The sequence below is a fragment of the Jeotgalibacillus campisalis genome, from assembly GCF_000829515.1.
Classification (GTDB): domain Bacteria; phylum Bacillota; class Bacilli; order Bacillales; family Jeotgalibacillaceae; genus Jeotgalibacillus; species Jeotgalibacillus campisalis.
In genome coordinates, this window is sequence record NZ_JXRR01000008.1 from 88,451 (window position 1) to 103,400 (window position 14,950).

19 protein-coding genes and 1 riboswitch are annotated in these 14,950 nt (G+C 42.3%); of the genes, 15 read left to right on the forward strand and 4 right to left on the reverse strand.

Annotated features, from left to right (window positions below):
- Positions 1-25: 25 nt before the first annotated feature.
- From KR50_RS03820 to KR50_RS03865, 10 genes are all read left to right on the forward strand, one after another.
- Positions 26-472 carry a hypothetical protein gene (locus KR50_RS03820; RefSeq protein WP_041055127.1) on the forward strand — a complete coding sequence of 149 codons (447 nt, stop codon included), beginning with the start codon at positions 26-28 and terminating at the stop codon, positions 470-472.
- A gap of 102 nt (positions 473-574) precedes the next feature.
- Positions 575-1,075 carry a GNAT family N-acetyltransferase gene (locus tag KR50_RS03825; RefSeq protein ID WP_041055129.1) on the forward strand — a complete coding sequence of 167 codons (501 nt, stop codon included), beginning with the start codon at positions 575-577 and terminating at the stop codon, positions 1,073-1,075.
- A gap of 772 nt (positions 1,076-1,847) precedes the next feature.
- Positions 1,848-2,384, forward strand: coding sequence for a hypothetical protein (locus KR50_RS03830; protein ID WP_232304236.1), 537 nt, complete (start codon positions 1,848-1,850; stop codon positions 2,382-2,384).
- A 112-nt stretch (positions 2,385-2,496) separates the two neighbouring features.
- Entirely contained in the window at positions 2,497-2,916 is a 420-nt protein-coding gene (locus KR50_RS03835; protein ID WP_041055131.1) for a VOC family protein, read from the forward strand.
- 160 nt (positions 2,917-3,076) lie between these two features.
- Positions 3,077-3,177: riboswitch (TPP riboswitch) on the forward strand.
- 92 nt (positions 3,178-3,269) lie between these two features.
- Entirely contained in the window at positions 3,270-3,953 is a 684-nt protein-coding gene (tenA, locus tag KR50_RS03840) for a thiaminase II (RefSeq protein ID WP_041055134.1), read from the forward strand.
- Positions 3,954-3,966: 13 nt separating this feature from the next.
- The gene (locus tag KR50_RS03845; RefSeq protein ID WP_041055135.1) at positions 3,967-4,569 is read left to right on the forward strand and encodes a thiamine phosphate synthase; all 603 of its coding nucleotides are present in this window, start codon (positions 3,967-3,969) and stop codon (positions 4,567-4,569) included.
- The gene (gene thiO / locus KR50_RS03850; protein ID WP_041055137.1) at positions 4,566-5,696 is read left to right on the forward strand and encodes a glycine oxidase ThiO; all 1,131 of its coding nucleotides are present in this window, start codon (positions 4,566-4,568) and stop codon (positions 5,694-5,696) included. Before KR50_RS03845 ends, thiO begins: the two co-directional genes overlap by 4 nt.
- Positions 5,697-5,698: 2 nt before the next feature.
- Positions 5,699-5,902: a sulfur carrier protein ThiS gene (gene thiS, locus KR50_RS03855; RefSeq protein ID WP_041055139.1), complete on the forward strand. Its 204-nt coding sequence runs from the start codon at positions 5,699-5,701 to the stop codon at positions 5,900-5,902.
- 5 nt (positions 5,903-5,907) lie between these two features.
- A complete protein-coding gene (locus KR50_RS03860; RefSeq protein ID WP_041055142.1) occupies positions 5,908-6,675 on the forward strand; it encodes a thiazole synthase in 768 nt (255 codons plus the stop codon).
- On the forward strand, positions 6,672-7,694 hold the full coding sequence (locus KR50_RS03865) for a ThiF family adenylyltransferase (RefSeq protein ID WP_041055145.1): 1,023 nt from the start codon (positions 6,672-6,674) through the stop codon (positions 7,692-7,694). The genes KR50_RS03860 and KR50_RS03865 overlap by 4 nt, the downstream gene beginning before the upstream one ends.
- Positions 7,695-7,928: 234 nt before the next feature.
- Here the strand turns inward: KR50_RS03865 and KR50_RS18405 are convergent, their stop codons facing one another.
- A complete protein-coding gene (locus KR50_RS18405; RefSeq protein ID WP_156969453.1) occupies positions 7,929-8,102 on the reverse strand; it encodes a hypothetical protein in 174 nt (57 codons plus the stop codon).
- Positions 8,103-8,105: 3 nt separating this feature from the next.
- Positions 8,106-9,158 (reverse strand): hypothetical protein, encoded by a 1,053-nt coding sequence (locus KR50_RS03870; RefSeq protein ID WP_041055146.1) that lies wholly within the window; start codon positions 9,156-9,158, stop codon positions 8,106-8,108.
- Between the two features lie 170 nt (positions 9,159-9,328).
- On the opposite strand from KR50_RS03870, the gene KR50_RS03875 reads away from it, so the two are divergent.
- Positions 9,329-9,784: an NUDIX hydrolase gene (locus KR50_RS03875; RefSeq protein ID WP_041055149.1), complete on the forward strand. Its 456-nt coding sequence runs from the start codon at positions 9,329-9,331 to the stop codon at positions 9,782-9,784.
- Positions 9,785-10,003: 219 nt separating this feature from the next.
- Here the strand turns inward: KR50_RS03875 and KR50_RS03880 are convergent, their stop codons facing one another.
- Positions 10,004-11,335 carry an FAD-dependent oxidoreductase gene (locus tag KR50_RS03880; protein WP_041055152.1) on the reverse strand — a complete coding sequence of 444 codons (1,332 nt, stop codon included), beginning with the start codon at positions 11,333-11,335 and terminating at the stop codon, positions 10,004-10,006.
- 243 nt (positions 11,336-11,578) lie between these two features.
- On the opposite strand from KR50_RS03880, the gene KR50_RS03885 reads away from it, so the two are divergent.
- From KR50_RS03885 to KR50_RS03900, 4 genes are all read left to right on the forward strand, one after another.
- Complete coding sequence (locus tag KR50_RS03885; protein ID WP_232304237.1) at positions 11,579-12,082, forward strand: GNAT family N-acetyltransferase; 504 nt, start codon at positions 11,579-11,581, stop codon at positions 12,080-12,082.
- The gene (locus tag KR50_RS03890) at positions 12,069-12,509 is read left to right on the forward strand and encodes a GNAT family N-acetyltransferase (RefSeq protein ID WP_041055155.1); all 441 of its coding nucleotides are present in this window, start codon (positions 12,069-12,071) and stop codon (positions 12,507-12,509) included. Before KR50_RS03885 ends, KR50_RS03890 begins: the two co-directional genes overlap by 14 nt.
- Positions 12,510-12,598: 89 nt before the next feature.
- On the forward strand, positions 12,599-13,114 hold the full coding sequence (locus tag KR50_RS03895; RefSeq protein ID WP_041055158.1) for a DUF421 domain-containing protein: 516 nt from the start codon (positions 12,599-12,601) through the stop codon (positions 13,112-13,114).
- 94 nt (positions 13,115-13,208) lie between these two features.
- The gene (locus KR50_RS03900) at positions 13,209-13,940 is read left to right on the forward strand and encodes an alpha/beta hydrolase (protein ID WP_041055160.1); all 732 of its coding nucleotides are present in this window, start codon (positions 13,209-13,211) and stop codon (positions 13,938-13,940) included.
- Positions 13,941-14,024: 84 nt separating this feature from the next.
- Here KR50_RS03900 and KR50_RS03905 read toward each other — a convergent pair whose 3' ends face one another.
- On the reverse strand, positions 14,025-14,864 hold the full coding sequence (locus tag KR50_RS03905; RefSeq protein ID WP_041055162.1) for a manganese catalase family protein: 840 nt from the start codon (positions 14,862-14,864) through the stop codon (positions 14,025-14,027).
- Positions 14,865-14,950 lie beyond the last annotated feature (86 nt).

Here is a 14,950-nt window from a genome sequence, read left to right on the forward strand (position 1 = left end):
TGAAGTTTTAATAGAGGAGGTTTATATGAGAAAGTTTATAGTATCTTTCGTTTTAGTTGTTATCATAGCTTTAATAACTTTCAACATAAATAATAATAAAATTAGACATCAACCTATTTCATTAGAAAAGGTTGAAGAAATTGTTGTATTTCAAGAGTTTTATAAAGTTAATAATGGTGGTGGAGGGGTAACAATTGAACATCTTGATTCTAATATAGACACAATGGAAGCTAAACAACTTGTTCAATGGTTTAATTCGGTATCAAACGAAAATATAATCTCTGAAAATGAACTACCTCAAGCCTTGGCTGGAGTATCATTTGAAATGAAAAATAATAAAAGGGTAGTAGTTCATTATCATGAAGGGATATTCTACGTTTCAAATAAAGACAATACATATTCTTTTGTTAACCATGATATGAAGAGCTATTTTGAGAAAATACTAAAACAAAATGAAGCTAATCCTACATAAATGTTATTTCTTTAAAGGGTGCGATTGTTCAATAAGAGCAGTCGCTTTTTCACTAAAGCAGCAGTATAGTTCAACAATATAATGAATACGGGGGAAGTTCCAATGTTAATCAGAGAAATTAAACCTGATGATGCTGAAAGTTTTGTATATTTAATAAAACAAGTTGAAGCTGAGGCTGAATTTATGTTAATGGAAGCAGGAGAAAGAAAAATTTCCCCTGAACAACAACGAAAGGGACTGGAGCAATTGGGAAAGGAAAGTAATTCAACAATATTTGTTGCAGAACAAGAAGGGGGAAAGTTATTAGGGTATTTAATAGTCATTGGAGGAAATGCAAGAAGAACCAAACACTCTGTCTATCTTGTTATTGGAATCTCAACTCAATATCAAGGGCTTGGCATAGGGACAAAACTCTTTAAACAATTAGAGGAGTGGGCAACGCTACATAATATTCATCGACTAGAATTATCCGTAGTAACTCGTAATAAAGCTGGATTACGATTATATAAAAAAATGGGATTTGAAATTGAAGGAACAAAAAGACATTCGCTATTAATTGATGGAGAATTTGTTGATGAATACTATATGTCTAAACTTTTATAGAAATTCCTTGTTAAACTAACGGGTAGCGTTAGTTAAAGAAGCCATTAAAAATAACAAAAATAGATCGAAAAAAAATCGAAAAATTTTAAAAAAAAGAGACAGTAATGGTCAATAGTAAGAGGTGAGCGGAGCGGAAGGTGGCGACTCCTGCAGGATATGACGGCAAGCTGAGACTTTACAGGGCAACGTCCTAGAAAGGCTCAGCGCCGTCCCTGCGGAAAGCGTCCACCTGAAGTGCAGCGAACCGGTCCAAGAGGCTGAGACACTTTTGTCCCGGTCTCTTTTATCATATTGAAAAACAATATTAAACTATAACAAAGCCTTAAATTTAGATTAGATCCAATGAAATTTTATCTATACGTTCTAGATTCTATTTTCCAAGCCTCATTTCTTTTAAAACAACCATCCATATCCCTATTGTGTCTCGCCTTCACTACATACTAAATAATAAAAGATCAGGAGGAAATATCAGCTCGAATAGAGAAGACAAAATAAAGACCATTTTTAAAAAACAGTTGATAGAAAGGAGAGTCGTACTTGCTTATTCAGGAACAAGCCGTAGAAATAATTAGTGCCAGTTTCATCAAAGACAGCAGTGTTCGAGCCATCTTCCTGAAGGGATCGATGGAGCGGGGGAACACGACGAGTTTTCTGATATAGATCTCTATGTTCTTGTGAAGGAAGAAGAAAAAGAAGCCTTTCTATCCAGGAGGGTCAACCATTTAAAAGCATATGGCGATACCTCGATGAAGTATGGATCGTCGCTCCGCAAATGATTGCTGTATATAATGATTTGTTACATATCGATTTGTTTACGGTTACCTCAAAGACTTTTACAGAAAAAGACTTTTTTAGGGTCCTATACGATCCGTTTCAACTGATGCCCTCTTTTGAGTCAACGCAAAGCCTTAAACGGGATCACGCAGATTTTATAAATGATATCCACGATACAGCCTGGTTCTTATTTCAATACAAAAAATCAGCGGACAGAGGAAATGATATCTGGTCTGTTCGAATGCTGATGAATGTAATGCACCATTTGTCGTACGTCCTACTTCAAAAATATGCACCGCACCGGGCTCAGCTTGGTCAGAAAACGATTGAAACGTCCCTGCCAAAGCTTCTTGTTGAGGAAATAAAGGAAATTTTCACATGCATTACGCCGCGTAAGCATGCACAAGCGGCAATGTTAATCAGCCGGCTTTTAGAAAAAGAAAGAGAGTGGATCACCTCTCATCTTGATGACAATAGCCAGCTTCAGTATTTTCTCAAAGAAATGATTGACTGCCATGACCCAAATGGTAAATAGGCATGAAAAATCAATTTTACTAGAATGCAGGATTAGTATAGAAATTCTTTGGCTACACTGACTACTAATAGGATTTAAGGTTTGACTACGATAGTTTGAAAGGAGATTTACCATGAATCGACAGTTAATAAGAGTGGGAACTACTTATTTGCCCGTGAAAGATGTCCAGTGGTCTGCCAGTTGGTATGTAAAGAAATTAGGAGCTGAACTGAGCTATCAGGATGACGAAAAAGCGATTCTGAATATTGCAGACCAAAGCTTTTTCCTGGTGAAATCAAAGCCGGGCCAGTCCGCAAATTTTATTGATCATTCAGGCAAGGAACGATTTTCGATTACGTTTGAGGTGGATGGAGTAGATGCATTAGAGCAGCTTCATACAGACTTTCAGAATCGGCATATTCCGGTTGGTGAGATAGAGCAGCGGGGTCATACGGGAAAGAATTTTACCTTCAGGGACCCGTGCGGTAATAAGTTTGATGTATGGAGCGAATTGAGTCTGGCATTTAAAGAAACGCACAAAGTAAGCAGCTAGATTCGGTGGTCTCCCTTTGATATTTTCCAAAATAAAAAGGGCTTTCCACTTATTGCTCCGATGAGTTTAACATGTGGAGATGACATCCAAAATATTCTTCATTTGACATGTAAAGTAAACCTGTTAGTATAAGGGCAAGCAACAAAATAACTGCATATCGTCATTCTGCTGGGGGAGCTTTTAAAAGCTGAGACGGATTTTTCCGGACCCTTTGAACCTGATCTAGTTCGCACTAGCGTAGGGAAGTGGAGGCTCTTGTCCGGAAGCATCTAATTTCCAGAATCGCCGCCACTTTCTCTACTGATGAGGAAGTGGCTTTTTGTTGTTTAATTACGAATCTGGGGGAGTTAATCATGTCATTTACACAGGAAATTCGAAAGAAAGCCGATCATATCTGGCAGGCAAGCTTTGACCATCCTTTTGTAAAAGGGATTGGAGATGGAACATTATCACTTGAGCGATTTCGTTTTTACGTTATGCAGGATGCTTATTATTTAACTCATTTTGCAAAAGTGCAGGCACTCGGAGCTGTAAAAGCAACGGATCTTCATACCACAAACAGGCTTGCGATCCATGCACAGGGCACCTATGAAGCAGAGCTTGGCCTGCATCAGACATTCGCTGAACTTCTCCATATTACAGAAGAAGACGTGGCAGCTTTTGAACCGGCTCCTACGGCGTATGCCTATGCTTCTCATATGTACCGTGCAGGCCAGGGAAGTCTTGGAGATGTAATTGCAGGATTGCTTCCATGTTACTGGCTCTACTATGAAATCGGGGAAAAACTGAAAATGTGTTCTCCGGATGAACCAATTTACCAGCAGTGGATTGCCACATATGGCGGAGAGTGGTTCAGAGAATTGGTAGAGGAGCAGATTGAGCGCTTGGATGAATTGGCTCTAAAAGCATCTGAAGAAGATCGGAAGCGCTGGCTTGACCATTTTCTGATCAGCAGCCAATACGAATACGCTTTTTGGGAAATGGCCTATACACTCGAGCAGTGGCCGGTTGCACACCCTTCTTTTTCAAAGAAATAGGGAGGTAAATAGAATGAGTGATTTTCAGCTGCACGTCTTATCCACAGGTGGACAGCCGCCTGACCAATGGATTGAAATTGCAGGATATGTGCATAACGCTATGGATTACTTTCATATACGGGAAAAAAGAGCAACGGCTTCTCAATTACTGGAGTGGGTGGATCTTCTTTTAAAACAAGGAGTTCCCGCAGATAAAATCGTCATTAATGACCGAGTTGATGTCGCACTCGCAAGGAGCCTTAGCGTACAGCTTGCCTACCACAGTCTGCCGGTAAATGAAGTGAAAAAACTGAATAGTGGCATTCGATCCGGGGTTTCGATCCATTCCCAAAAGGAAGCAATGCAAGCGGCCGCGTTAGGAGCAGACCTTGTCTTTTTTGGCCATATTTACGAAACGGACTCAAAGCCCGGACTTCCGCCAAAAGGGACAGAAGCGCTGTTACCCACAGTGAAGGCCTGTTCAGTTCCCGTCATCGCGATTGGCGGAATTAAGCCCCATCACGTTCCGCTCATCAAAAAAACAGGGGCAGCGGGAATCGCAGTGCAATCAGGCATTATGAATGCAAAAGATCCTTTAGAGGCTATTACGGCATATCGTAAGGGGGGATTTAGTTGATACAGCCGGATGTAACCATCGTCGGTGCGGGCGTGATCGGCGGTTCGATCGCGTATGAGCTCTCAAAAAGGGGGGCAAACGTCTGTCTGATGGATCAGGGAGAAGCTGGACAAAAAGCATCAAAAGCGGCTGCCGGCATGCTTGGAGCACAGGCTGAAATGGATCTTGACTCGCCGCTTTATTCCTTTGCTCAATACAGCAAAGCGATATTTGAAGGTTTAAAAGAAGAGCTTCAGGATTGTACAGGAATCGACATTGAACTGGTGCAAAAAGGAATGATCAAGCTCGCCCGAAATCCGCTTGAACAGGAAGGGCTGAAGAAGCGGGCACTTCATTTCAAAGAATCAAATGAACAGGCATTTTGGCTCGAAGAAAAAGAAATACAGGCAAAAGAGCCTGCGATTCAAACCGGCGGCATGGGTGGATTGTGGATACCTGGAGATGGCCATGTGAATCCATCCGCGTTATCCACAGCGTTTGTTCAGGGAGCCGTTTCAAATGGAGCAGCACTTCTGGACTATACACAGGTTTATTCATTGATTGTGGAAAACGGAAAAGTAAATGGCGTCATGACCTCGGCTGGTCCAATTAAAAGCAATCATGTGATTGTGGCCGGCGGAGCCTGGAGTGAGGAACTTTTACAGAAAACAGGTATTCAGCTGAATACGTATCCTGTAAAAGGAGAATGCTTTTCTGTTTTTGCAAAGCAGCAGCTCCTTCAATCCACCTTATTCACAGAGGGGTGTTATATCGTGCCTAAAAAAGCGGGAAGACTGCTGATCGGCGCTACTGAAACACCTCATTCTTTCAACGAAAGAGTGCAAGTGAAAGGGATGATGAGCCTGATGGAAAGAGCAGCAGGATTGCTTCCGGCCCTCAAGGAGGCAAGCTTTGAAAAATCGTGGGCGGGCATCCGCCCTCAAACAGCGGATGGTCTGCCCTATATGAGCAGACATCGGAATCTGAACGATTTATGGATTGCGACAGGCCATTACCGAAACGGCATTTTACTTTCAGCAGGGACCGGTGTGTACATGGCGGATCTACTTGAAGGCCGCGAAGTAAGAGAGGATTGGCTTCAGACGTTCAGTATGGAAAGGCAAATTTCTTATGCAGGGAGAGAATGAACATGAAACTGATGATTAACGGAGAGACCGTTGACGTTCCAGATAATATCAGCGTGGTTGAAGAGCTGCTGCACCATTATGAACTGAAGGATCGGGTCGTAATGGTAGAGCTAAATAAAGAAGTGATTGATCATGCAGATCATAAAACGCAAACGATTGGGGAAAACGACAGGCTTCAGCTTGTTCAATTTGTAGGAGGAGGATAAATAACATGTTAAAAATAGCGGACAAAACATTCGGATCACGTTTACTTCTTGGAACAGGTAAGTACCCGGACTTTGCTTCACAGAAGAAAGCAGTAGAGGTATCAGAAGCGGATATTCTCACGTTTTCTGTTCGGAAAATGGACATCTTTGATAAAAATCAGCCGAATCTGCTGCAGGAATTGGAGCGCAGTGACTATACTCTTCTCCCTAACACAGCGGGAGCAAGTACCGCAGAGGAAGCAGTGCAGACCGCGCGTCTGGCAAAAGCAAGCGGGCTTTGCGATATGGTAAAGGTTGAAATCATTGGATGCTCCAAAACGCTGCTGCCGGATCCTGTTGAAACACTGCGGGCCTGCGAAATGCTGCTCGATGAGGGATTTATCGTGCTTCCTTATACCTCAGATGACGTCGTGCTGGCAAGACGTCTGGAAGAGTTAGGCTGCCACGCGATCATGCCGGGCGCCTCACCGATTGGATCAGGTCAGGGGATCATTAATCCTTTAAATCTCCAGTGGATCATTGAGCAATCCTCTGTTCCGGTCATTGTAGATGCAGGTATTGGCTCTCCGTCGGATGCGGCCTATGCGATGGAACTGGGAGCAGATGGTGTTTTGCTGAATACTGCGGTTTCTGGAGCAAAGGATCCGGTTAAAATGGCGCTAGCGATGAAAAAAGCGATTGAAGCGGGACGTTTGGGATTTGAAGCAGGTCGGATCGCTAAAAAAACCTATGCCATTGCGAGCTCGCCTGAAGCAGGAATGATCCAATCATGAACGAAAGATATTCCCGTCAGGAACTTTTTGCACCTATTGGCGTGGAAGGACAAAGAAAAATAGGGGACAAGCATGTGCTGTTAATCGGCCTCGGGGCGCTTGGGTCTTCCGCTGCAGACATGCTTGTTCGTGCAGGGATCGGAAAACTCACCATTGTTGACCGTGATTATGTAGATTGGAGCAACCTTGGCCGTCAGCTCCTTTATCACGAAGAAGACGCTGCGAATCATTTGCCAAAAGCAATAGCCGCACAGCAAAAGCTTAAAAAGATCAACAGTGAAGTGGAAGTGACCGCACATATTATGGATGTAACGGGGCCGGATTTAGAAGAGCTGCTTCAAAAAGGAGAGATTGATCTGATTTTGGATGGCACGGATCAGTTTGACATCCGTCTTTTGATCAACGATGCCGCACAAAAATATGCGGTGCCCTGGATATATGGAGCATGTGTGGGAAGCTATGGCATGAGCTATACCATCCTTCCAGGCGACACCCCTTGTCTTCACTGTCTGCTGCAAAAACTGCCTCTGCAGGGACCGACATGTGATACAAATGGAGTAATCAGCCCAATCGTACATGTGGTTACCGCTCATCAGGTGACAGAAGCGCTGAAAATATGTACGGGTGATCTTTCCGCCCTGAGAAAAGAACTCGTAACCTTTGATCTATGGAACTACCGCCATCAGGCTTTTCGGGTAGAAAAAATGAAAAAGGACAATTGTCCATCCTGCGGAGTAAATCCAACCTATCCGTATCTTCAACAAAGAGATGAATTTCAGCTGGATGTCTTGTGCGGCAGAGATACGATTCAGATTCGTCCTCTTGAAAATAATGACCGGGATCTCAACACACTTGAAGCACTTCTGCAGGAAAAAGAGGGGAAAACAATTCGCAACGAATACCTGCTTGTTCATCAGGCAGAACATCGGCTGGTTTTCTTTAAAGATGGAAGAGTGCTGGTTCACGGAACGAAAGACAGGAAGAAAGCAGCTGAGCTTTACCAGCAGCTGGTGACATAGCACGCTTTATTGTCTTCTATGTTTTTAACTCTTAAAAAGAATGCAAAGGAAAAAAGATCATGAAGGCTTGCGGGAATTCGAGAAAAAATCGACGACTCAAAAGCAAAAAGATCAGCAGGATAAAGGCCGCGTACCTGATCAGCAAAATAGATTAAAAGAACAGGAGAATCAAAGAAGACAGAAAAAACACTCCGTTCCATTTGGAAGGGAGTGTTGATTTTCTATTGCATACATTTATTTTGTATCATCTAAGATCTGTTTAAGCATGTCAGATCTTTTCTTTAATTCCGGAGCAATAGAAGGCTTGATGATGACACTGTTGGATGAGGCAGTCAGTGCAGCATAGCGTTCCCGGCGCTCTCGAATATCATCTAAATAAGACTTTTTCTTTAGAATAATATCGTCCATAAGTCATCCCTCCTTTTCTTTATTATACAGCAAAATGCAGTGATAGAGCAAAGAGTGCAGTTCATCCCTCATGATCCTGTCAATCAGACGATCCATCTCACGTTCCGGAAAGTGAAAGGAATAAACATAAACAGTCTGCATCACGTTCATTTTGATAGCCAGGGAAACTTGATGGTTTCTTATATCTATTTGGAACAAATCTTTTTCTTTTTGGGCCAGACAAGCCTTAATTATGGCCCAATTCTGTTTTTCTGCGTCCTCAAGCGAGATCTCCTTAGGTATATCATATGTGTGATGCCCTTCCTTCAACACCAGCATATCACCCGTTTTTTCAAAAAGGCTGTAATCACAATATAGATATAAAATATCCTTCGAGATGCCGTTGTCGATTGAAGCCTGCACCAGTTTTAATGAATGATCATAGACGCTTAACAAATTGGATAAATTTGCTTCGTAAAATTCAATGTCCTTTATCAAAAGATCGCGTTCTTCTGTCAGTTTTTCCAGTTTTTCATAGACAGCCTTTAATTCTGTATACGCCTCGATTCCCGTTTGCTGTTCCCGTTCTAAAATCGTCCGGATCGATTCGTGCAGACTATTAAATGAAAAAGGCGCTGTCCCGCTAAAGGATTGAAAGGATTGGTAAAGAGAGGGATGAATTGCTTTGAAAGCATGAAGATCAAAGAGTTCATCTTTAAAATCCAGCTGTCTGAAAAAAATTACAATTACTGAATACAAGTAAAGGGCAATGCCGATTCCTATGTAAAGATAGGGCTGTGCCAGAATTCCTTCAATCGTTGTGATCAAACTGAGATAGCCCAGTGCTCCAAATGCAGCAATGACAATCGGTGAGGAAACAATATTCATGATTCGCTGAACCACATCATCTGTCGTGCCTTTTTTCACATAAAAGGCTTTGAGAAATGGAAGGACCATCCATGCGTATTTATTCCGGTTGCCTTCGCCTTCGAATTTTTCCTGCATGGTTCGTGTCAGATCATCAAGATCCTTTAAACGCTCCAACATTCCTTTAATATAATGAGGATCCTGATTCATTTTTATCCCCCTCGCGTAATCTTTAGTCTACACTATTAGAGAAAAGCAACGAACATGTCTAAATTGAAAAAACATAAATGAAGTTACAGCAGCTTGTTATGTACTTAATTGAAACAATTCCCTTTTTTATTGACTGTAAACGGAAATAACAGGAAAAAAGGAGGCTCTATATGAGGCCCATTGCAAAAACACTAGGAATCATACGAAAAGACGATAAGGTGCTGCTCGAACAGCAAAACCGCAAGCACTCAAAAGGCACAGGGAACTTTTATCGTCCATTAGGCGGCACGATTGAGCTGGGTGAAAAATCCGGTGATGCATTGATAAGGGAATTTAAAGAGGAAATTGGGGCAGATATCGAAATTGATGGCTATCTGGGATGTGTGGAGTCAATCTTCCGTGTAGATGACCAAACCGGCCATGAAATCATCCTGCTCTATGCAGCATCCTTTAAGGATTCTATACTTTACGAGGAAGAAATGTTCCATGTAACTGAACCGGGAAAACAAACCGTTGCCATATGGGTTCCTGTAGAAGAACTGGAGAATGATACGTGTATTGTGTACCCGGAGGAAACGAAGGAAAAAATTAAAGAGTACATAAAACATCAAGAGGCTGGGACATAAATTAAAAATTGTAGAAAATGACCCAGTATCTTCTGTGAAGTTAGAGGTGAGCGGAGCGGAAGGTGGCGACTCCTGCAGGATATGACGGCAAGCTGAGACTTTACAGGGCAAAGCCCTGAAAAGGCTCAGCGCCGTCCCTGCGGAAAGCGTCCGCCTGAAGCGCAGCGAACCGGTCAAAGAGGCTGAGACACTTTAGTCCCAGCCTCAATAATCATAAAATCAAGTAGTAACAGCAGCTAATCCTGCTTTATTCAAAAAGTTCCATGGCTGATTAAAATGCGGCTGGAAGAAGAAATCGACGAATCCAAGCTCATCAATGGTCATGCCGGTTTGAATGCAGACACTTAACGTATTAATGGCCTGGGTTACATCCGCCTTTGAGATAACCTGAGCGCCGATAATCTTACGGCTATCCGGCAGATAGCTTACCTTCAGCATAACGTTTTCAGAGGTTGGCATGAATTCAGGACGGTGATGTTCGTTCACCGTAATATTTTCAATTGCAACCTTCATGCCAGCTGCAGACGTCTCCGTCAAACCGGTCGAAGCCATGAACAGATCATATAGATGAAGACCGGATGTTCCCTGAGTACCGACATTTTTAGTCGTTGGTTCTACGATGTTGCGTGCAGCAAGCGTTCCCATTCGCACAGCATTTGTAGCAAGCGGAATGTACATATGCCCGCCAGTCGGATTGTACTTCACCGCACAGCAGTCGCCTGCGGCAAAAATGTCCGGATCGCTTGTTCTCATATATTCATCCACTTTGATGGCTCCGTTATCAAGCATCTCCACCTTATCTTTAAGCAAAGAGGTGTTAGGACGGAAGCCGACACACATGATAACAAGGTCCGTCTCGACCCGGCCATTGCCTGTTACGACCGCTTCTACGCGGTCTTTTCCTTCAAACTTTTCTACCTTCTCACCAAGTCGAAGCGCTACTCCGCGTTCTTTGAACGCTTCCTCCACGATATCAGTAAACTCTTTATCGAGATATTTATTTAAAATACGATCGACGCCGTCAATTAAGGTGACATTTTTGCCCGCCTGCTGGAACGCCTCAACGAGCTCAACACCGATGTAGCCTGCTCCAACGACTGTGATATTTTGTGCATTCTTCGCTTTATCAATAATTGTATTCGCCTGGGTGTAATTTTTAGCCAGCAAAATGTTTTCCAGGTTAATGCCTTCAATAGGCGGTGTGATCGGCCATGAACCTGTAGTCATGACAAGCTTATCGTAACGGTCATAAGCGGTTTCTCCTGTAATCAGGTTAACGGCTTCTATCGTTTTTGCCTCGGTATCAATATTTTTCACATCATGCTGCAGTTTTACATTCACGCCAAGTGCAGCAATTTTTTCGGGAGATGAATAAAACAAGCCTTTTGGATCTTCAACCACGCCGCCCACATAAAGAGCAATGCCGCAGGATAAAAAGGATACATTGTCATTTCGTTCATAAACGGTAATATCAGCATCTGGATATAATTGAGCCATATTTGTAACTGCAGCTGTTCCTGCATGCGTACTTCCAATCACAGCTATTTTCAAGGTGAATTCCTCCTGTAAATTATATTGTGAAATACATCACAATCTCGATGTACATTCATTATAGTATGGCTCAAAAGAAAATACAATAGTTATGCTCAGTATTTCACAAACTATTTTTTAAAGTTGTTTGATGTATAAGATCTGCTTCTGTGGCGGTGTTGGATTGAATGAGATATAGCAACAAAGATGGTATTCAATTACACTTAAAAGGGATTATAGTTAACGAAAGAAAGGAGAAATTATGTGAGCAACTCGGCAAGAGTGACGGTATCATCAGTCCTGCCGGAAAATCGGGACGAATTTATGCCCTATTTACTTCAGGCGGATGAAAATAAAGAGATAATTGAAACGTACATCCGCAAAGGGGAAATGTTTTCCATTCGTGAGGGTGAATATACGGTTGGCGCGGTGCTCTTTATCCCAGAGGATGATCAAACCATTGAATTAAAAAATATTGCAATCGATGCTTCATCGCGAGGAACAGGACTGGGTAGAGCAGTCATTGAAGAGGCGATTTTGTTATTCAAAGAAAAGGGCTTTACAAGCATGATCGTCGGAACTGCGAATTCCAGCATTGAAAATATTGTGTTCTACCAAAAAGCCGGCTTCCGAATAAGTGGTGTGCGCAAAGGGTTTTTTGAGGATTATCCTGAAACGTTTTATGAAAATGGAATACGAGCATTGGACATGGTGATGTTTGAACGAAAAATTAGTGAAGAAAGAAGGCTGGATGATGAAAATAATTGAAGCAGCAATAAATGATAAGGATGGAATCACAGAGCTATTTAACGAATATCGCATGTTCTATGGAAAGGCATCAAACAAAAGTGAAGCGGCGCTCTTTATTGAAGAGAGACTCGAGAATCAGGATTCAACGATTTTTGCCGTAAAGAAGGGTGAACAGTTTGTAGGATTTGTTCAGTTGTATCCTACTTTTTCTTCCATTTCAATGAAGCGCGCATGGATTCTAAACGATTTATTTGTTCTGAAAGAAGCCAGAAAACAGGGAGTTGCTCAGATGCTGTTGGATCAGGCCTTACTATTGTGCAAAAAAACAAATGCCATGGGTCTTTCTCTTCAAACAGCTCCTGACAACTTAAGCGCTCAAAAATTGTATGAAAAGAATGGGTTTAAACGGGATGAGGAATTCTATACATACTCATTAATGTGCTGAATAAAGAAGCAGTAGTCAAGCTTGGACCATCGTTTGTCCCAAGCTTTTACAGGGAAGGGAGTAAGAAAGAAGCTTAAGGGGGGAGAACGATGTTTTTTAATGGCTGGGAAGTAATCGGAAGAACCATCCTCGTAGGTGTCCTGGCGTATGCGGGGTTAATTGCAGTTCTCAGGATTTCAGGAAAGAGAACGTTGTCCAAGATGAATGCGTTTGATTTAATTGTCACAGTTGCACTCGGTTCCACGCTTGCTACGATTCTGTTAAGTAAAGATGTAGCCCTGGCGGAAGGGATGACTGCATTTTTCGTGCTGGTGGGTATGCAATATTTGATTGCGTGGCTGTCCGTGCGTTCTTCTGTAGTGAGCAATTTGATTAAGTCAAATCCAGAATTGCTCTACTACAATGGAAATTTTTGCAGAGGCGTGATGAAAAAGGAACGGGTGCTTGAAGTAGAGATTTTACAGGCTGCACGTTCAAGCGGTGCTGATTCATTAGAGAAAGTGACGGCAGTCGTGCTTGAAACAGATGGCAGCATCTCTGTTATTCAAAAATCAGATAAAACACATGAAGATTCTACTTTTTCAAACGTAAAAAGCCGGGATTAATTGTTATAAGCAAAATAATGTCAGGTCTGCTTCTGCTGCTTTATAAATGGGTAGAATCATGAGATAGGAAAGAAGCGCCTAACAGGAGGAAGTTATGAAAAAGTGGCTGAAGTATAGTTTGTTTTTGGTATTGGCATTATTTTTAACCGGGATCACGGTCTTTTATATATGGTCACAGCAGACCTACCAAGCTTCAAATGAATTATATGATCTGGTGAATTCAAGTGAATGGTTAAATGAAGATGGCACTTTGACCTTTCTTCCGGAGAATCCAAACAATAAAGGGGTTATTTTATATCCAGGCGCTAAAGTAGAACCGGAGGCATATGCGTATTATGCCAAAAAAATCTCAGATGAAGGATATGTTGTTGCCATACCATCTTTTCGCTTCAACTTGGCTATACTGGATAGTAAAAAAGCAAATACAGTGATGGAAGCTCATCCAACTGTAACAAGCTGGGTAATCGGGGGCCATTCACTAGGGGGCGTAGGAGCAGCTTCGTTTGCAGCTGAACAAGAAGACCAAATAGCAGGTGTCCTGTTTCTCGCTTCCTACCCTGCAGGTTCAGCCGACTTTTCAGAGTCCGCTATTCCAATGCTTTCTCTTTATGGAGAAAATGATGGGCTTACGACAGAGGATCGAATAGAGGAAACCGCAAAACTTCATTCAACATCAGCAGAACTTTATGAAATAAAAGGGGGAAACCATGCCCAGTTTGGTTTGTATGGAGAACAAAAAGGGGATTTGCCGGCTGATATACCTGCAGTAGAGCAGCAGGATGAAATGGTGCAACGTACATTGGATTGGCTGGAAGAAATAGAATAAGGTCATGGAAGTGAAAGGTTCATCCATATTTTCTTTGAAGGCATAAAAAAACGTGCACATATGCCTGTGCACGTCTTTCATTGATTATTTATCCGTTGATTTATCTGTTAAATCATGGTGGAGTTCAACTGCAGGAACTGCCATTTTTGGCGCTTTTCCTTTTGGTTTAGGAGTTGATACATATTCAAAATCACCTGTTCCATCCTGAGCCGTTCCTCTTGCCCATGGACCTTCTTTAGATTGTTCCCCTTCAGAGAAGTTAAACAGCTTGTACGCCTCTGATTGAGATTCCATTTCCGCTTGCGGAGGGAATGATGCCGGAACGACAACGCCATTCTTTTCTTCCAACTCTGCAATCGCAGCCATCCACTGATACTGGTGGTAGCGGTCACGAGCAAGCATTTTGCGGAAAGTAGCGCGGACACCTTCATCCTTCGTCATATGATATAAACGGGATACTTGCAGCCGTCCCTGCGTTTCAGCGTGAAGATTTGAACGCATATCTGCGAGTAAATTGCCGCTTGAAACCATATAAGAACCGTTCCATGGAACGCCATTTGAATTCGTAGGAAGTGCGCCGAGACCGCTTACGATTAATTGCTGTGGATTCACGCCGCCCATGATGGCTGCAACATTTGGATCTTCCGCTGCTTTTGCCTGATCCTCAGGAGATGCACCGTCAAGAAGCTGGCTGATCAATGCACAAACCATTTCAACATGTCCAACTTCTTCGGTGCCGATATCCATCAACAAGTCTTTGTACTTTTCTTCTCCCCGGCAGTTAAAACCTTGAAAGAGGTACTGCATCATTACGGTCATTTCACCAAATTGTCCGCCGAGAACCTCTTGCACGTTACGGGCAAGCATTGGATCCGGACGATCTACTTTTACTTCATACTGCAGTTCTTTTTGATGACGAAACATGATTAAATTCCTCCTAGAAATGGATTTTTATTTAAAGCAGTTTCCTTTTTTATTCTTCCCGCTTTTTTGAAAATAAAACAAATTTC